A 15,433-nucleotide genomic window follows, 5' to 3' on the forward strand; every position below is an offset into this window, starting at 1 on the left:
TTAACGGGAATTAAGCGACGGCCCTGTTTTCTCCGTAATTTCCGGCGTTCTGGAAATTCAGGGCCTCTAGAAGGTGCCTTTCCTCCACGGTATCACTTGCTTCCAAATCCGCGATCGTCCTTGCAACTTTTCTGATTTGATTGAACTTCCGAATGCTGAGTCTTCGCAATCGAATTTGATTTTCGAGTATGTCCTCACAGGCTTCATTGAATCTAAGAATCTGATTCACCGATTCTCCGCGAAGTTGTCCGTTGAAATAAATCCCTTTCTCTTGGTACCTTCGATTTTGGATTTCCGCCGCTTCGTAGATTCGGTCCCTCGTTTCCTGGAGATCGATTTGAATCCTCTTTCTGTCCTTTTCTTTGGATGGGAAGATTTGCACTTCCAGATCCACTCGATCACGAAACGGTCCGGAATAGGGGGATTGGTATTTTTTAATCCTCTGCGCATTACACCCACAGGAACCTTTTTCCACTCCGTAGAATCCGCAGGGACAGGGATTGGTTGCGGCCACGAGCAAAAAATGAGCGGGATAGGTTACGCTTCCGGTGATTCTAGAAACCGTTATACTGCCTTCTTCCATCGGTTCTCGAAGCGCTTGTAATACGCCTGATTTATATTCCGAGAGTTCGTCTAAAAAGAGAACCCCTCGATTTGCTAAGGTGACTTCTCCCATTCTTAGATCTCGAGCTCCCCCGACTAAGGAGATATCCGAGGTAGTGTGGTGGGGCGCTCGGTAAGGTCTTTCCGCATACAATTGTTTGAGCGGAGATTGAGCCGATTGGATTCTTAAAATATCCAGAGCCTCCGATTCCACGGGAGGGGAAAGAAGAAGGCCCAACATCCTTGCCAAAAGACTTTTTCCAGTTCCCGGCGGCCCCGTCAAAAGAATGTGGTGCCAACCCGCCGCCGCAATTTGTATCGCACGGAACGCAACCATCTGATCTTGATACAACTCAAATGTCTTCCCGATCCCCGGAACGTTTACTTGTATCGTGGATTTGATTTCCGGATTTTTCCGATTCTCCAATACGTCTTCTAATTCTTTCAAATGAGAAATTCCGTAGACATCGAACTTTTTTAAGAGCGCGGCTTCTTCCTTGTTTTGAAAGGGAAGAATCACTGTATCATATTTCTCCGCGGAAATTCCGGAAAGAATCGGAAGAACCCCCTTCAAAGGTTTGAGACAACCGTCTAATCCCAATTCTCCGAGAAGTAAGGTCCTCTTTAATTTTCCGGAAGGAAAGATTTGTCCCGTGAGCGCAAGAATTCCACAGGCAATCGAAAGATCCAATAAGGTTCCTTCCTTTTTTCTGCCGGCCGGAGCCAAGTTTACAAGAATGTTTTGAAACGGACAAGAATAGCCGCTGTTCTCCAAAGCGATTCGAACCCTTTCGGAAGACTCTCGTATCGATTGGGCGGCCAAACCCGTAATCATAAATCTCGGTAATCCCCGTTTCAAATTGATTTCCACAAAAACCGGAAATGCTTCCAAACCTTCTAAATTTGCCCCCGTCAAAGAAATCCAAGAGTTTTTCATTCTTTCCCTCCGGAATGTACGGTTCCCGTCTTGGTCTCGCCAAAGTTCTTTTGTTTCTTTTTTTTACTCGATTCATCCGTAAAACACAGGAAAGGGAAAGGTATCGATTCCAAACTTAGAGCGGGCGCGTTAGAAGAATTAGATAGAAAAGCGGATTCCTGGAAAAATTAAAGAGAATTGAGGAGGATTCTAAAAAAACTAGTTTCAAATACCTTCCCCCTCTGTAATTTTGCACTGAAATGTTTCGTATCACGGTTTTCCTGCTTTCAGGGATCATTTTTTTTCTTGCAGGCTGTGGAAACCGACTGATTCGCAAAGATGTCGTTGCTCAAATTAACGAACACTACGCGGATAAGACTTATTACTTGGTTCAAGACAAAAAGGTTTCCAACACGGAAACCTTTAAGAAAGGGATGCTCGTTAAGATCTACGTCGAATCGACACCTTCGATGGTAAAGATCAAATGTTATCCTGCGGATCACAAAAGAGAATACGCCATCGGAAGGATGATCATCTATCAATTGAACGATGAATACAGCGGAAAGAAGATTACGATAGAGGATCTGGATAAACTGATAGCAAATGAACTCGTGGAATATAAAAAGAAAAAATAGAACCTCCCGAAGAGGCGGTTCAAGATCGGCGGCACGCTTGTCCGATACTAAAAAGGTGAACGGAAAGTTATTTTTGATCCCCCTTATCTCCTCTTTGGTTCTATCTTCTTCTTTGGGAGCGGATCCATTGAAGAATTACGACGCGGAAATTTCCGAATACACCAATAAGGATTCCTCTTTTTTTACGGACAAAGAAGAACGTAAAATAAAACAACTGTTCTCTCAATCTCCGGAAAACTGGCAAGAAGAGAAGTATTCTCTCAATTATCACAAAGACAAATCGAATCTGGAACTTCCTAGCTTTATCAGCGTCAATCGAATCATCTCCTCAAAAATCGTAAGCCACAGCGGCGTGGTTTATAAGAATTACGTCGTAAAACCGAAGGACACACTTTCTAAGATCGCTCGAATCATGAAAACTTCGGTTCAGAAAGTGAGTTCCGCAAACGGACTCAAGAAAAACTCGACACTTCAAGTCGGTCAAAATATTTCTATTCCGGTCCAAGTTCGAAACGCGAGCCGGGAAAAAGTCGAGTTCCGCAAAGTATTTGTTTCTCCGGTCGTAAACGCAAAAATGACTTCCCGTTTTGGAAGAAGAAAGGACCCGTTTCATACCGGTTCCGGCGGTTATCACAGCGGAGTAGACTTCGGAGGGGCGCAAGGTTCCCCGATTTTAGCTTCTGCTGACGGAGTAGTTTCCTTTACCGGAGTAAACGGCGGATATGGAAACACGGTTATCATCGATCACGAGAACGGTTACAAAACGATGTATGCTCATTGTGCAAAAATTACGATCGAGCAGGGAACGAGAGTGAGCGCGGGAACGGTCATAGGGGCCGTTGGCAGAACCGGATCGGCTACGGGACCTCATTTGCATTTTGAAGTTTTCTTAAACGGAAATCGGATCAATCCGGAAGCCGCTTTGAGAAAGACGTTGAAGATTGTGACTCCTTTAGACCCCGGTAAGTTTGCCAGACTCTAACATCCTTTCGAATCGGATGTTACTCAAATCTCTGAAAGAAATTTACTGATCGGATGTTATGAACGCGATTTTTTTAGAACTCAGGAAGAACACATTTTACACGCTTATTCCTGTGATCCTTTTTTTTTCGTATTCACTTTCGTATCTTCTGCGTGCAGTGATCCTCGCATTCTTAAATCCTAGCGTTCAAACCACAACCTCCAATCTCACGTCGGTTCGAAAAATCGGGCCTGAAACCAATCGAGCCTTGTCTTCTTACGAGGAAATGGTCCAAGGAAATCTCATTCGCGGCGTCATCCCAAGGGCGGGCGAAGTCGCGACGGAAGGAGAACTTTCCACCGCCCCCCCGGATACGGGAGAAGGCGAAGAGATGAGAATCACCGGAACGTTGAGCGGTCATTGGTCTTTTGCGCGAGTGACCATCGTTGAAAAAGGAAAACCGGACGCTCAGGAATTTGCGACCGGTGAAACCGTCGCAGGTTATAAAATTCGCTCCATAGCGCTGAACTACGTCGTTTTAGAAAAAGGGGGAGTTTCTTTAAAAGTAGAAATCGGTCAGACTCCGGGAGAAGCGAGGGCAAAACTCGGTCAGGACGCGGCTCCCAAAGGAGATCCCGGTCAAACCTCTTCCGCGGACACGATACGCAAGGTTCTTTCAAGACAAGACGTCAACCGAAAGCTAAAAGATCCTGCAGCGTTGTATAAAAACGCAAGATTTGGTCCGGCCTTGATCAACGGTAAGATCGCGGGTTACAAAATCTACAGCGTCGCTCCGGATCATATTTTTTACGCCTTGGGCGCGAGAAACGGAGACACGATCAAACGAGTCAACGGAATGCCTTTGACCGAAACCGAAAAAATGTTGGAAATCTGGGGATCCGTAAAAACTGCCGATAAGATTACGGTAGATGTGGAAAGAGGTAGCCAGATTCTCACCTACGAATTTATTATCAGAAACTAAAAAAAAATGCCCGGAACAACCAATCAATTTCCAATTTTTAGAATTTTTTCCATTCTTATGCTCCTGCTTTTGGTGTGGGACCGACCCGTTTTCCCTCAGAATAAAAAGAAAATTTCCGTAAAAACCAAATCGGCGAATTCTCCGGAAGAGCCTGCGGAAAGAACTTTCTACGCCAATTGGAGAGATACCGAGCTCAATGATTTCTTAAAGGGAATGAGCGCAATCCTTAGAAAAAACATTCTTCTTGATGAAAGTTTAAAGGGTAAAAAAATCACGATCATTTCTCAAAAAGAAATTCCGATCAAAAACGCATTCATCTTTATGAAATCGGTTTTGGAATCACTCGGCTTCGGGGTCGTTGAAGAACCGGATCTGATTTCCATCGTTAAGATCAAGGACGCGCTTGCGCGATCTCCGATCGTCCGCGTTGGGAAAGAATTGATTCCGGAAACCGAAGTCGGAGATTTTAGAAACATCACACAGATCATTCCTGTGGAAAACGTAAAACCGGAAGAATTGGAACCGATTCTAAAACGTCTGACTTCACCCAATACCGACGTGATCGTTTATAAGAATACGAACACGATCGTTCTTTCGGGCTCCGCCGCAGATATCAACAAACTCTTACTCTTAGTCAACGAGCTCGATCAAAAGCTGGAAGATGCGACGCCGGGCGCGGTCTCTTCCGCAGGCGACGTTCATATCTATACTTTGGAACACAGTGAAGCGGAAAAGATCGCGGCGACCTTGGTCAAGTTGGACAATCCAGTCGTTCAGACCGAAGAGCTGAGTCCGGAGAAAAAAGCGCAGGGACAGGTTCCTGGAAAAGTGGATAAGATCAAAGCGGTCGGCCACAAGGAATCCAATTCCGTAATCGTAACGGCGACTAACTCGGAATGGACCGAAATCAGAAAGATCATCAAGGTTTTGGATTCTGCGAGAAAACAGGTTCTTTTAGAAGTGCTGATCGTAGAGTTGACTTCCAGCGATCTCAACGACTTCGGTATCGACTGGAGATACAAAAGCGAAGCATACGGTCAGTTCAACACCGGTCTTTCCAAAGAAGGAAATATCATCAACTCGAACGGGCAGGTGAATCCGAACATCAACACCTTGAGCGGTTTCTCTTTGGGTTTTTTAAAAGCGGGTTCGGAGCAGATCATCGGTATTTTGAGCGCGAACCAAGGCAACGAAAACTTCAACGTCTTGTCGGCTCCACAAGTTTTGACCGTGGACAATCAGGAAGCGGAGATCAGCGTAGGACAGGACGTTCCGGTAAGAACCCAGAGTAGAAACGCCGGAACGGGCGGGGCAAACGCAGTTACCGTAGACAACTATGAATACCGTCCTACCGGGATCAAACTCAAGTTCACGCCTCACGTAAACAAAAACAACAAGATCACGTTAGAACTCTTTCAAGAAATCAAGAACATCGCGGAGATTGCGCTCGCGGGTGGGAACCCGACTTTCAATCGTCGCGAGATTAAAACCTCGGTAACGATCGAGAATACACAATCGATCGTAATCGGCGGTTTGATTTCTACGGACAAACAAAAAAGAATCATCAAAATTCCTCTTCTCGGTGATATTCCGTACATGGGACATTTGTTCAAAAGAACCACCGAAAAACTAAAGAAGACAAACCTTATGGTGTTTATCACCCCGCACATTCTTGATAGCAGGGAAAACGCGGATAAGATGACGGTGAAGAAAAAAATGCAGCAAGAAAGATACGAACTCGAAAGGGAAAGAATTCTCAACAAAGAAAAAGAAATCAAAGAAAGAGGGGACTAAGTTGAAAACTCTCGGAGATATCCTAATCGAAGAGGGGATCATATCCGAAAAAGATCTGGAAGATTCCCTGAAGGTTCAGAAAAAGAATAACCTTCCCCTCAGTCATATCATTCAAAAAAAAGGAATCGCCGGAGAATCCGATATTCTTCGCGCGCTTTCCAAACTCTATCACTTGGAATTTCGGGAGAAATTGGAATTCTCCGGAATGGAGGAAGTCTTTCAACAGATTCCTCTCAAACTCATCCAGAGAAGTAGAATCGTTCCGTTTCAACTTTCCAAAAAGACGATACGCATCGCGGTGTCGGATCCTTCCGATCTGCATCCGATGGACGACGCGCGTAACTTTCTGAAAGGTTATAACGTAGAATTCGTTCTTGCTCCCGAGCCGGAAATCATGCGGATCATTCATTCGCAATTCGATACAACTTCCTCCGCGGCAAAGGAAATGCTCAACGAGATGGAAGGAAGTTTTTCCGAACTCGCGGAAGCCTTTGAAAACGATTCTCTCGACTTAAGCGACGACGCGCCGATCATCAAGATGGTCAACGTAATTCTTTCCCAGGCCGTAAACGAAAGAGCCTCGGATATCCACATCGAACCCTACGAAAAATCCTTAGTCGTTCGTTATCGTGTGGATGGTATTTTGCATAACGTTCTCAGCCCTCCCAAATCGTATCACGCGGGAATCTCTTCGAGAATCAAGATCATGTCGAACTTGAACATCGCCGAAAACAGACTTCCACAAGACGGTAGAATCAAACTCAGGCTGACCGGTAAGGACATCGATATTCGGGTTTCCACGATCCCTTGTCAGTTCGGGGAAAGAATCGTGATGAGGCTTTTGAACAAAACGGATCAGAAGTATTCTTTGGATACGATGGGATTCTATCCGGAACTCGTAAAAACGATCCGGTCCTTGATCATCGAACCGCACGGAATCATCCTTGTTACAGGTCCTACGGGTTCGGGTAAGTCGACGACTCTTTACTCCGCGCTTAGCGAACTCAACACCGAAGAGCGAAACATCATCACTTGCGAAGATCCGGTCGAATATCAGTTCGAAGGAATTTCACAGATGCAGATGCAGGAGAAAATCGGACTTACGTTCGCGACCGGTCTTCGAGCCATTCTCCGTCAGGATCCGGACGTCATCATGGTGGGGGAGATCCGGGACGAGGAAACGGCTAGGATCGCGATCCAAGCGTCTCTGACCGGTCACTTGGTGTTTTCCACGCTTCACACAAACGACGCAGCGAGCGCCGCGACAAGACTTGTGGATATGGGAATCGAACCTTATCTGATCACTTCGACAGTTCTCGGATTTATGGCGCAAAGACTTGTGCGAGTGATCTGCACTCATTGTAAGGAAACGTATAAACCGACCGCATCCGAACTCGAGTCGATCGGAATTTCGAAGAAGACTCTTAAAAACGGAACTCTACACAGAGGGAAAGGCTGTTCTCATTGTATGGGGACAGGTTTTAAAGGAAGAACCGGGATCTACGAACTTTTATTGGTGGATTCTCATATCAAAACGGCTATTCTTCATGGAAGCGACGCCGGCAAATTGAATGAGATTGCGAGAGAACACAATTTCAAAACCTTAAAAGATTACGGAATCAGAAAGGTAATCGACGGCGTTACGACGATCGACGAAGTACTCAGAGTCACCTAAACAAAATGGCAATTTATTCTTACGTAGCATTCAATAAAAAAGGGAAAGAAGAAAAGGGAATCATAGACGCGGCTTCCCTTCAAGCGGCCCGTTCCAAATTAAAGAACAAGGGTCTCTACGTTCGAAACATCTCGGAGGATTCCGAAAAAAAAGATAGAGAGCTATTCCCTTTCTTAGCGAAGTATTTTTATAGAATTCCCCGCAAGGAAGTCGGACTGTTTTCAAGACAACTTGCCACGCTTCTCGGAGCGGGAATTCCTCTCGATAAATCTCTCGCGAGCATCGTCGAACAAACGGACAATCAGAATTTTAGAAAGGTTCTTACGGGAATGCAGGCGAACATCACCGAAGGTTCTTCGCTTTCCGAAGCGATGAAAAAACACCCGGACGTTTTCCCGAGCCAGTTTCCTTCTCTCGTAGCGGTCGGCGAAAAAACCGGCGACTACGAAGCGACTCTGACTCGGCTCGCTGAATTGGAAGAAAAATCCAGCGAACTCAAAGCCAAAGTACAAGTCGCGATGGTGTATCCCTTCATCATGGGTTCTCTTTCCATCTTCGTTACGATCTTTTTATTGACCGTGGTCATCCCTCAGATTCAAGAATTGTTTTTGCAGTTCGACGCAAAACTTCCTTTGATCACTCGGATCGTAATCGGAGTATCGGATATTCTCATCGGGTTTTGGTGGCTTCTGCTCGCGTTGGGTTTTGGCGGAATCGTGGGTTTTATCTATTACAAAAACACTCCAAACGGAAAAAAGAATTGGGACGAATTCATCCTCAAGGTTCCGATTTTGGGCTCTCTGGCTCGTAAGGTTTTGGTCAGCAGTTTTGCGCGAAACATCGGAATTCTTCTGAGCAACCGTGTACCGTTGATCACGACTCTTTCGATCGTGGAACGGATCGTGGATCATTCCATTTTTGGTGAAGAGATCAAAAATGCGGTCGATCGAATCAAAGAAGGGGAAAAACTTTCGGCTTCGTTCAGCGGATCGGTGATTCTTCCGCAGATGGTGATCGGTATGATCGCCGCGGGGGAAGTTTCGGACCGCGTTCCGGAGATGATGAACAAACTCGCCGATATTTACGATACCGAAGTGGATACCGCGATTAAAACGATGACACAATCCATGGAACCGCTCATGATTGTGGTAATGGGTCTTCTCATTGGAACGATTATGGCTTCGATCATGGTCCCAATGTACAACTTGACGCAGCAACTTCAAAATATATAATTTAGAATAAGGAGAATTCAATTGAATCTGTCCAAATTAAAAAGAAAATACAGAAAAGGTCTCACACTGATAGAACTCGCTGTTGTCGTGATCATCTTAGGAGCGCTCATCGCTCTCGTTTATTCCAACTTTCGCCCGGGTGAAATCAGCGACGACACCGCGGCTCTGAAACTTAAGAAAGACGCGTACGAATTGCAATCCCATCTGGAACGTTACGCGCAGAGATACGGCTCTTATCCGAGCGACGAACAAGGATTGGAAGCTCTCGTCGAAAAGCCGACTACGGGAGACGTTCCCGAAGATTGGAAACCGATCCTGAGTAAAAAAGGCGCGATCAACGATCCTTGGGGAACTTCTTATAAGTTAAAAAGAGATTCGGGAGGAGACGTTCAAATCTTCACTTTAGGTAAAGATAAAAAAGAAGGCGGAGAAGGCAAAAATGCTGACTTCAATATTCTCAACGAAGACGATTATCCTTCCGATTTCCGCAGAAAATAAAATTCCTTCGCCTTTCCGGTTATGAAAATTAGAAATATCCGGAAAGGATTTACCCTGATCGAGTTGATCGTGGTCATCGCGATCCTCGCCGGGTTGATCAGTATTCTTGCAACTACCGCCGCCAACTTCATTGTTCCCTCGGGTTCGGACGCGGCGCAAACCCTCAAACAAGCCGCCGAGTTTTGTTATCGTAAATCGATTCTTACAAACACCACTATGGTTTTAGAATTGGATATAGAGAACGATACATATACCGTCAAAAAACTGGTCAGAGACGAGGGCGGACTCAAAGAAGTTTTGGTTTTTAAACCGCAAAATCTTCCTTATAATTCCGAAATTATCGATATCACGGACATCAGAGGTTTTCGATATACGAAAGGAATCGTCAAGGTTCCATTTACTTATCTCGGCATCGCCGCGGACTACAGCGTTCACTTGGGAAACGATCCTTCGATCTATCGGACTTTGATCATCTACAGATACGGAGGAAAGGTTTCCGTTTTGGAAGGAGAACAATTTCACACTTCTTCCAATCTTGCAACCGATAAGAATTGGAAAGAACAACAGGATGAAAACGAACAGCAACAACCTTAAATTCTTTTCCCGACGGATCCAAAATTCTTTTCGAAAGGGTTTTAATCTCATCGAAGTTTCCATTGCGCTCGCGTTAGCCGGAATCGCGATGACTTATACTTACATGGTCATCTCAAACGGAATCAAACAACAAAGGCTCGCCGCGGTAATGTCAAACGCGGTTCACCTCGCAAAAATCAAAATGGCTCAAATCGATTCGGTTTCGGTTCTTCAATCCGATAACACAACGGGAGAAATCCCCGGTTATCCCGGTTACAGTTTTAAAACTCAGATCGGAGAAGAAGACATGGATCTTCTCAAACTCGCCGGCAAGGAAGGAAAAAAACCGGAAGATCTCTTGGGGGGAAGAGATTCGGAGATGAACAAACTCATCATGCGCAGATCCGGACAGGCCAACCAGGGAGCGTCCACCGCGGGCATCATCCGGGTTTTTAGAATCAAGGTTACGATCAATTATCCGACCGGAAGCGGAACGGAATCTTATACCGCAGAAACTTTCAAATCGGCGCAATATTAAGAAAACAGAATGAAGACTCGAAAAGACAGATCCGGACGGCAAGGTTTCACTTTGATCGAAATTTCGATCGTCGTGATGATTTTGGGGGTGATCTTTACCGGGATTTTTTCCACGTATTATACGGCTCTGAAAATTTCCAGAGAATCGTCTTCTCCGGGAGGAGCTTCCAAAAGAGATATTCTTTTGGCGATGGAAAACGTGAGAAGTACGATTTCAATGGCGTATTTTCATCAAACGCAAAGAAGATTGATCTTCGTCGGAAAAAACGACGGCCGAGGAATCGACCGCAAGGATCGTTTGGACTTTGCCGCGACCCATCCCAATTCGGAAGAAACATCCATGCCGGAGGTAAGAGAAGTCGGATTCTATCTCAAACCAATGCAAGAGACTCCGGATTACTATTATCTCATTCGAAGGGAAGACGAAATGGTGGATCGTTATCCGAAATCGGGCGGAACGGAATATACCCTCTTAAGTCACGTCAAAAGTTTTCAATTAAAGTATTCCAGAACCGGCGCCAAATGGGAAGACGAATGGGATTCTAAACTCACCAAGGTTTTACCGAGACTCATAAGAATCGAAATGATCGTAAATTCCGGCAAAAAGGAGGTCCGCTATGAAACTCTCGCGTTTCCGGGAATTCTTTTTAAATAATATTAGAATTTTTTTATACTTTAACAATATCGAAAAAACGGAACATGTCATCGGTTTTCGCACTCGAATGGGGTTCCGAAAATCCAGAGAAGGATTTATGGTCGTAATCCTGGTGATGGCGATCGGAACCGCTTCCTTTTATACGGCGACCGAATTCGGCGAAAAAGCGTTAGGCGAACGAAGAATCGCGCAGGCGGACGCGGACGGTTTTCGCGCTCTGCTTCTCGCAAAAGCCGGCTTCCAAGGCGCGTTAGGCGCTCTTAAGAAAATTCCGGAAGAATATCTTTATAAAAGCGGGATCGCGCTCAACCCGCCTCCGCTTCCTATGGGCGGAGGAACGATCTACTATAAGATCAGTTCCGAAGACGGAAAGATCAATCTCAATTCGCTCCTCAATCCGGACGACAACCAACAGAATCTTCGGTCCGTGGAAATGGTTTCTCGTCTTTTTGATAAACTCGGAATCAAAAGGGAAAAAATATTTCCTATTTTCGATTGGATGGATACGGACTTACAGGAGACCGGAGGAGGGGCCGAGGACGGATACTATTCTTCCCTAAAACCTCCCCGTAAAAATAAGAATTCGTTTATGTATTCGGTTTCGGAGCTCGTTTCCGTAAAAGGATTCGATCGAGAACTCGTCTACGGGTCCTTAAAACCGGCGGATTACGAGGAAAAATATTCGAACGCGTTTCAGTCCGAAGAGGAAAAAGCCCTGATCGGAGACAGCGATTTCGTTCTGGCGAATAATATCACCGCCTACATTCCGTCCGGGCAAAACTCGGACGATAGAATCAACTTGAACGCCGCGCCTTATTTTGTTTTGATGTCTTTATCCGATTTTATGACCAAACAGGCCGCGATGCGAATTCTCAAATTCAAATTGGAGCAGGGCGGTTTTATCAAAGAACTGAAGGACATCGAGAAATTCCAGGAATTTCAGATTCCCACCGCGGGAGGACTCACTCTCTATAAGGAACTCGCCGGGGAAGGAACGGATGTTTCCGGCGGAAGGGTCAAGACCAAGGGCGAAATTTTTAGAATCGTGGCGGTGGGCCAAGTCGGGAAGACGATTCGCAGAATCACCGGTATTTTCGACCTTACCAACAGCACAATGCTCTATTATATGGAAGACTAAAAGTTAGATGTTTATTTACGATCAATTTCTTGCAATCGACTACGGAACGAGCACGATCAAAGGAGTTCTCTTCCAAAAAGTTCTCGGTAAACTGAGCATCCTTCGCTCGGAAATCATGAGCATTTCTCACGGAGAAGAGGAAGAATATCGCCACAACATTCTTCGTTTTATCAACTCATATTTTCCCGGCGAAACGAGCATCGTGCTCAATCTTCCTCTGGATCGTTTATTCGTAAGAGAACTGCACATTCCGCTTACGACCGTCAAAGCGATTCGAGAAGTGATCCCTTTCGAAGTGGAAAATCGAATTCCTTTTCCCATGGAGACGGTCGAGGTCACGGGAAGTATATGGAGAATCGATCAGGAAAAATCCGATGTGATCGCGTACTGCGCCCACCATTCGGAACTCGACTTCATCACGTTTCCGTTCCTGGATACGAATATCGTCTTCCGAGGTTTGTTCGTCGATTCCGTGAGTTTGTCAACGGTCGTCACTGAGCACACCAACAAAGAAATCACTTATAAAAATTGCGCCCAAGCCGATATCGGGGGAAGAGTTACGATTTTAAACATTCTCTCCGAAGGAAAGGTGGCTCATACAAGATATATTTCCATGGGTGGAGACACTCTTACGGAACAAATCGCATCCGATCTCAAAATTCCTTTTGAAAAGGCGGAGGCAATCAAACTCTCCCTTCAATTCGAGCCGTTTTCGGGAGAAGACGACGGTTTAAATCTGTTCGCAAAAGAATTCAAACTCAAAGTCGCCGATATTAAAAAATCCTTTCAGAGCGTTTCTAAGTTCGCGGAGAAACTTTCTTCCGAAATCCACAGAAGTATCGTCTCCATGAACGAAACGGAAAGACCGGAAGTATTGTATCTTTCCGGCGGAGGGAGTAAAATTCGAGGAATCGAATCCGTCTTCGGAGAATCTCTCGGATTGATTACGAGAAGATACGATTTTCTTTCCTTGGACGGAGATACTTTCTCCACCTGTTTCGGAATGGGTTACCATTTCGGATTAGCAAAAAAAGATAAAATCGATTTCATCAATACTCCTCACGTAAAACGGATCAATAAAAATATTCTAAACTTCGATCAGTTTCTTCCGCACTTGATCTTTTCCGGAGTTTCGCTCTTTATCCTCATCACGGTTTTTTTCGTGGGAATCGTCATCGACAAAAGGAAATTGAGCGCGAGCGAAAAGCTTCTTGCGGAAAAATTTCAAAGGGGTTTCGGAAGATCCGCGCCCGAAGACGTTGATATTTTGGAATACGCGGCTAAACTCAAAAACGACGAAAAAAAGAAGACCGAAATCTACAGACTCTATCTGAGCAAACCGAGCATTCTTGATATTCTTTTCGAACTTTCGATGAACTTTCCAGCTTCGGATATGCAGCCTTTCCAACTGGATCAATTCGACTACGATCAGGATCAGGTGAAGATAGGCGGAAGGGTAAACGAGTTCAGCGAGATCGGAGTCGTACAAAGATCTTTGGAGAAGTCCCCCATGTTCAAGGATATTGAAGTAACCAACAAAAGGATGATGCAAGGGATTAAAACCTATAAGGTATCCTTTACGATTACGATGAAGGTAGTGAATAAGCCCGTCGGCGCGGAGGAATCTTTTTAAGATCGTTATGCTCGAAAAATTAGAACCCAGAGAAAGACTGATCGTACTCGGCGGGATCGGAGCGATCCTATTATTGATCGTATTCTTAGCGATTCAAAAGATCGTAAATATCCGTCAGGGTTTGACCGAAAGAGTACAGGATTCGAGAACCGCTCCCGTAAAACTCGACAAAATCATCCAGGAATACAACGACTTTCGTTCCCTCGATTCTTCCGGAGGAGATTCGGACGTCAGTGCGATCTACGCAAAACTCGACGAAATTTTCGTAAGATACGGCTTGAAAGAAAAAATTTCTACGATGAAAGATTCTTACGCGATCGAAGATAAAAAATACAAACGGACCACGATCGACATCAACTTTAGATCGGTCACGCTCGACAATGTATTTCGACTCGTTTACGACATAGAAAAGAACAAGATGATCAACGCGAGAGTGGAGTATCTCAACTTTAGAAAACCGTTCCAGGGGAAGGAAGTTTATGACGTAAACCTGAAACTGTCGAGCTACAGTCGAGAAGGCAACAAACGATGAAAAAAGAAGAAGAATTTCAGGAAGAAACGGCCCTCACGCCGGAGGAGGAAGAATTCTTAACTCTGGAACTTCAAGAAGAGGAAGAAGAGTCCGCTCCTCGATTTACGCTCAAACAAAAAATCTACCTGATCGGAACCGGAGTTTTCTCCTTTCTATTTTTTACGATTCTCCTTTTTCCCCTCGACGAAATCGTTCGCAGTTCTTTGAATTCTTCTTCTACAAAAACCGGAACGATCATCAATTTTCGGGATCTTAGCATTTCCATCCTTGGAAATGTGACTCTCGACACTTTGGAAATCACAACTCCTTCCAATCTTAAAATCAAATCGGAAGAGACGGTTTTAAAAACCTCTCTGCTCGGACTTATGAAACGCAAGTTCGACGGTAAGTTCAAACTCGTTTCTCTGAAGATAGATACGGAAAACGGACCATTTGCAAAAATCCCAAAAATCGAAGGTCAAGGTAAATTTGAAAATTTGGATTTAGGAATTTCAAGAATGGCCGGAGATCTGGATATAGAAATTCCGGCCGGTTCTTCCGGAATGATCATGGAACTTCCCGAAATCCCGTTACTCGGCGAGCTCAAAAACGTTACGATCAAGAAATTTCTGACTAAGATAAACCTTCAAGGCGGGAATCTTATCTTCAAAGATTTTACCTTGGACACTTCGATTGCCCGTTTTGATATCACTGGAAATATCCGCTTGTCCGAAAATATTCAATTTTCCCAACTCAATCTTAAGATCTGTTTAGAATTGGATCGGAACTTTGCCTTGGAAAGACAGGATATCGAAGATATGCTGACCGTTTTGAGCAAACAGAGCAACGAGAAGTGCATTCCTTTGATGGGAACGATCGGCAAACCGGAGGCAAAAATTCCGGGTTTGTCGGGCCCTCCGGCAACTCCCTAGTTTTTTCGGAACGTATAAAAGTCCGATCCTAAGTTCAAAACGGATTTTATAATTTTTAAGAATTTTAATCCGTAGATTTGTTATTTCAACGTTATGGTAAACGTTGCTCTTAAAAGAATTTTTCCCTTTCTTCTATTTCTTTTTTTCTTTTTATTCTG

General features: G+C 44.7%; 14 protein-coding genes and 1 pseudogene. 14 read left to right on the forward strand and 1 reads right to left on the reverse strand.

Annotated features, from left to right (window positions below; translation table 11 throughout):
- Positions 1–10: 10 nt before the first annotated feature.
- Positions 11–1,540 (reverse strand): YifB family Mg chelatase-like AAA ATPase, encoded by a 1,530-nt coding sequence (locus CH376_RS09485; protein WP_100787308.1) that lies wholly within the window; start codon positions 1,538–1,540, stop codon positions 11–13.
- Between the two features lie 239 nt (positions 1,541–1,779).
- Here CH376_RS09485 and CH376_RS09490 point away from each other — a divergent pair, with 239 nt between their 5' ends.
- The 14 genes and pseudogenes from CH376_RS09490 to gspN all read left to right on the forward strand — a co-directional run bounded on the left by CH376_RS09490 (position 1,780) and on the right by gspN (position 15,275).
- Entirely contained in the window at positions 1,780–2,154 is a 375-nt protein-coding gene (locus CH376_RS09490; protein ID WP_100787309.1) for a type II secretion system-associated lipoprotein, read from the forward strand.
- Positions 2,123–3,136, forward strand: coding sequence for a M23 family metallopeptidase (locus CH376_RS09495; RefSeq protein ID WP_100787310.1), 1,014 nt, complete (start codon positions 2,123–2,125; stop codon positions 3,134–3,136). Before CH376_RS09490 ends, CH376_RS09495 begins: the two co-directional genes overlap by 32 nt.
- A 58-nt stretch (positions 3,137–3,194) precedes the next feature.
- Positions 3,195–4,097, forward strand: a complete 903-nt coding sequence (locus CH376_RS09500) for a general secretion pathway protein GspC (RefSeq protein ID WP_100787311.1) — start codon at positions 3,195–3,197, stop codon at positions 4,095–4,097.
- A 6-nt stretch (positions 4,098–4,103) separates the two neighbouring features.
- On the forward strand, positions 4,104–5,891 hold the full coding sequence (gspD, locus tag CH376_RS09505; RefSeq protein ID WP_100787312.1) for a type II secretion system secretin GspD: 1,788 nt from the start codon (positions 4,104–4,106) through the stop codon (positions 5,889–5,891).
- 1 nt (position 5,892) lies between these two features.
- Positions 5,893–7,566, forward strand: a complete 1,674-nt coding sequence (gene gspE, locus CH376_RS09510; protein WP_100787313.1) for a type II secretion system ATPase GspE — start codon at positions 5,893–5,895, stop codon at positions 7,564–7,566.
- A 5-nt stretch (positions 7,567–7,571) separates the two neighbouring features.
- Complete coding sequence (locus CH376_RS09515) at positions 7,572–8,798, forward strand: type II secretion system F family protein (RefSeq protein ID WP_100787314.1); 1,227 nt, start codon at positions 7,572–7,574, stop codon at positions 8,796–8,798.
- A gap of 21 nt (positions 8,799–8,819) precedes the next feature.
- Positions 8,820–9,296, forward strand: a complete 477-nt coding sequence (gspG, locus tag CH376_RS09520) for a type II secretion system major pseudopilin GspG (RefSeq protein ID WP_100787315.1) — start codon at positions 8,820–8,822, stop codon at positions 9,294–9,296.
- 21 nt (positions 9,297–9,317) lie between these two features.
- A complete protein-coding gene (locus CH376_RS09525) occupies positions 9,318–9,890 on the forward strand; it encodes a pilus assembly FimT family protein (protein WP_100787316.1) in 573 nt (190 codons plus the stop codon).
- The gene (locus CH376_RS09530) at positions 9,865–10,407 is read left to right on the forward strand and encodes a type II secretion system protein (RefSeq protein ID WP_100787317.1); all 543 of its coding nucleotides are present in this window, start codon (positions 9,865–9,867) and stop codon (positions 10,405–10,407) included. Before CH376_RS09525 ends, CH376_RS09530 begins: the two co-directional genes overlap by 26 nt.
- Positions 10,408–10,416: 9 nt before the next feature.
- Entirely contained in the window at positions 10,417–11,061 is a 645-nt protein-coding gene (locus CH376_RS09535) for a type II secretion system protein GspJ (RefSeq protein ID WP_100787318.1), read from the forward strand.
- A gap of 76 nt (positions 11,062–11,137) precedes the next feature.
- Positions 11,138–12,199: pseudogene (locus CH376_RS09540) on the forward strand (type II secretion system minor pseudopilin); the annotation flags it as partial.
- Between the two features lie 7 nt (positions 12,200–12,206).
- Positions 12,207–13,832: a cell division protein FtsA gene (gene pilM / locus CH376_RS09545; protein WP_100787320.1), complete on the forward strand. Its 1,626-nt coding sequence runs from the start codon at positions 12,207–12,209 to the stop codon at positions 13,830–13,832.
- 7 nt (positions 13,833–13,839) lie between these two features.
- Positions 13,840–14,364 carry a hypothetical protein gene (locus tag CH376_RS09550; protein ID WP_100787321.1) on the forward strand — a complete coding sequence of 175 codons (525 nt, stop codon included), beginning with the start codon at positions 13,840–13,842 and terminating at the stop codon, positions 14,362–14,364.
- A complete protein-coding gene (gspN, locus tag CH376_RS09555) occupies positions 14,361–15,275 on the forward strand; it encodes a type II secretion system protein GspN (RefSeq protein WP_100787322.1) in 915 nt (304 codons plus the stop codon). Before CH376_RS09550 ends, gspN begins: the two co-directional genes overlap by 4 nt.
- The last annotated feature ends 158 nt before the right edge of the window (positions 15,276–15,433 follow it).

Source organism: Leptospira adleri (genome assembly GCF_002811985.1).
Taxonomy (GTDB): domain Bacteria; phylum Spirochaetota; class Leptospiria; order Leptospirales; family Leptospiraceae; genus Leptospira; species Leptospira adleri.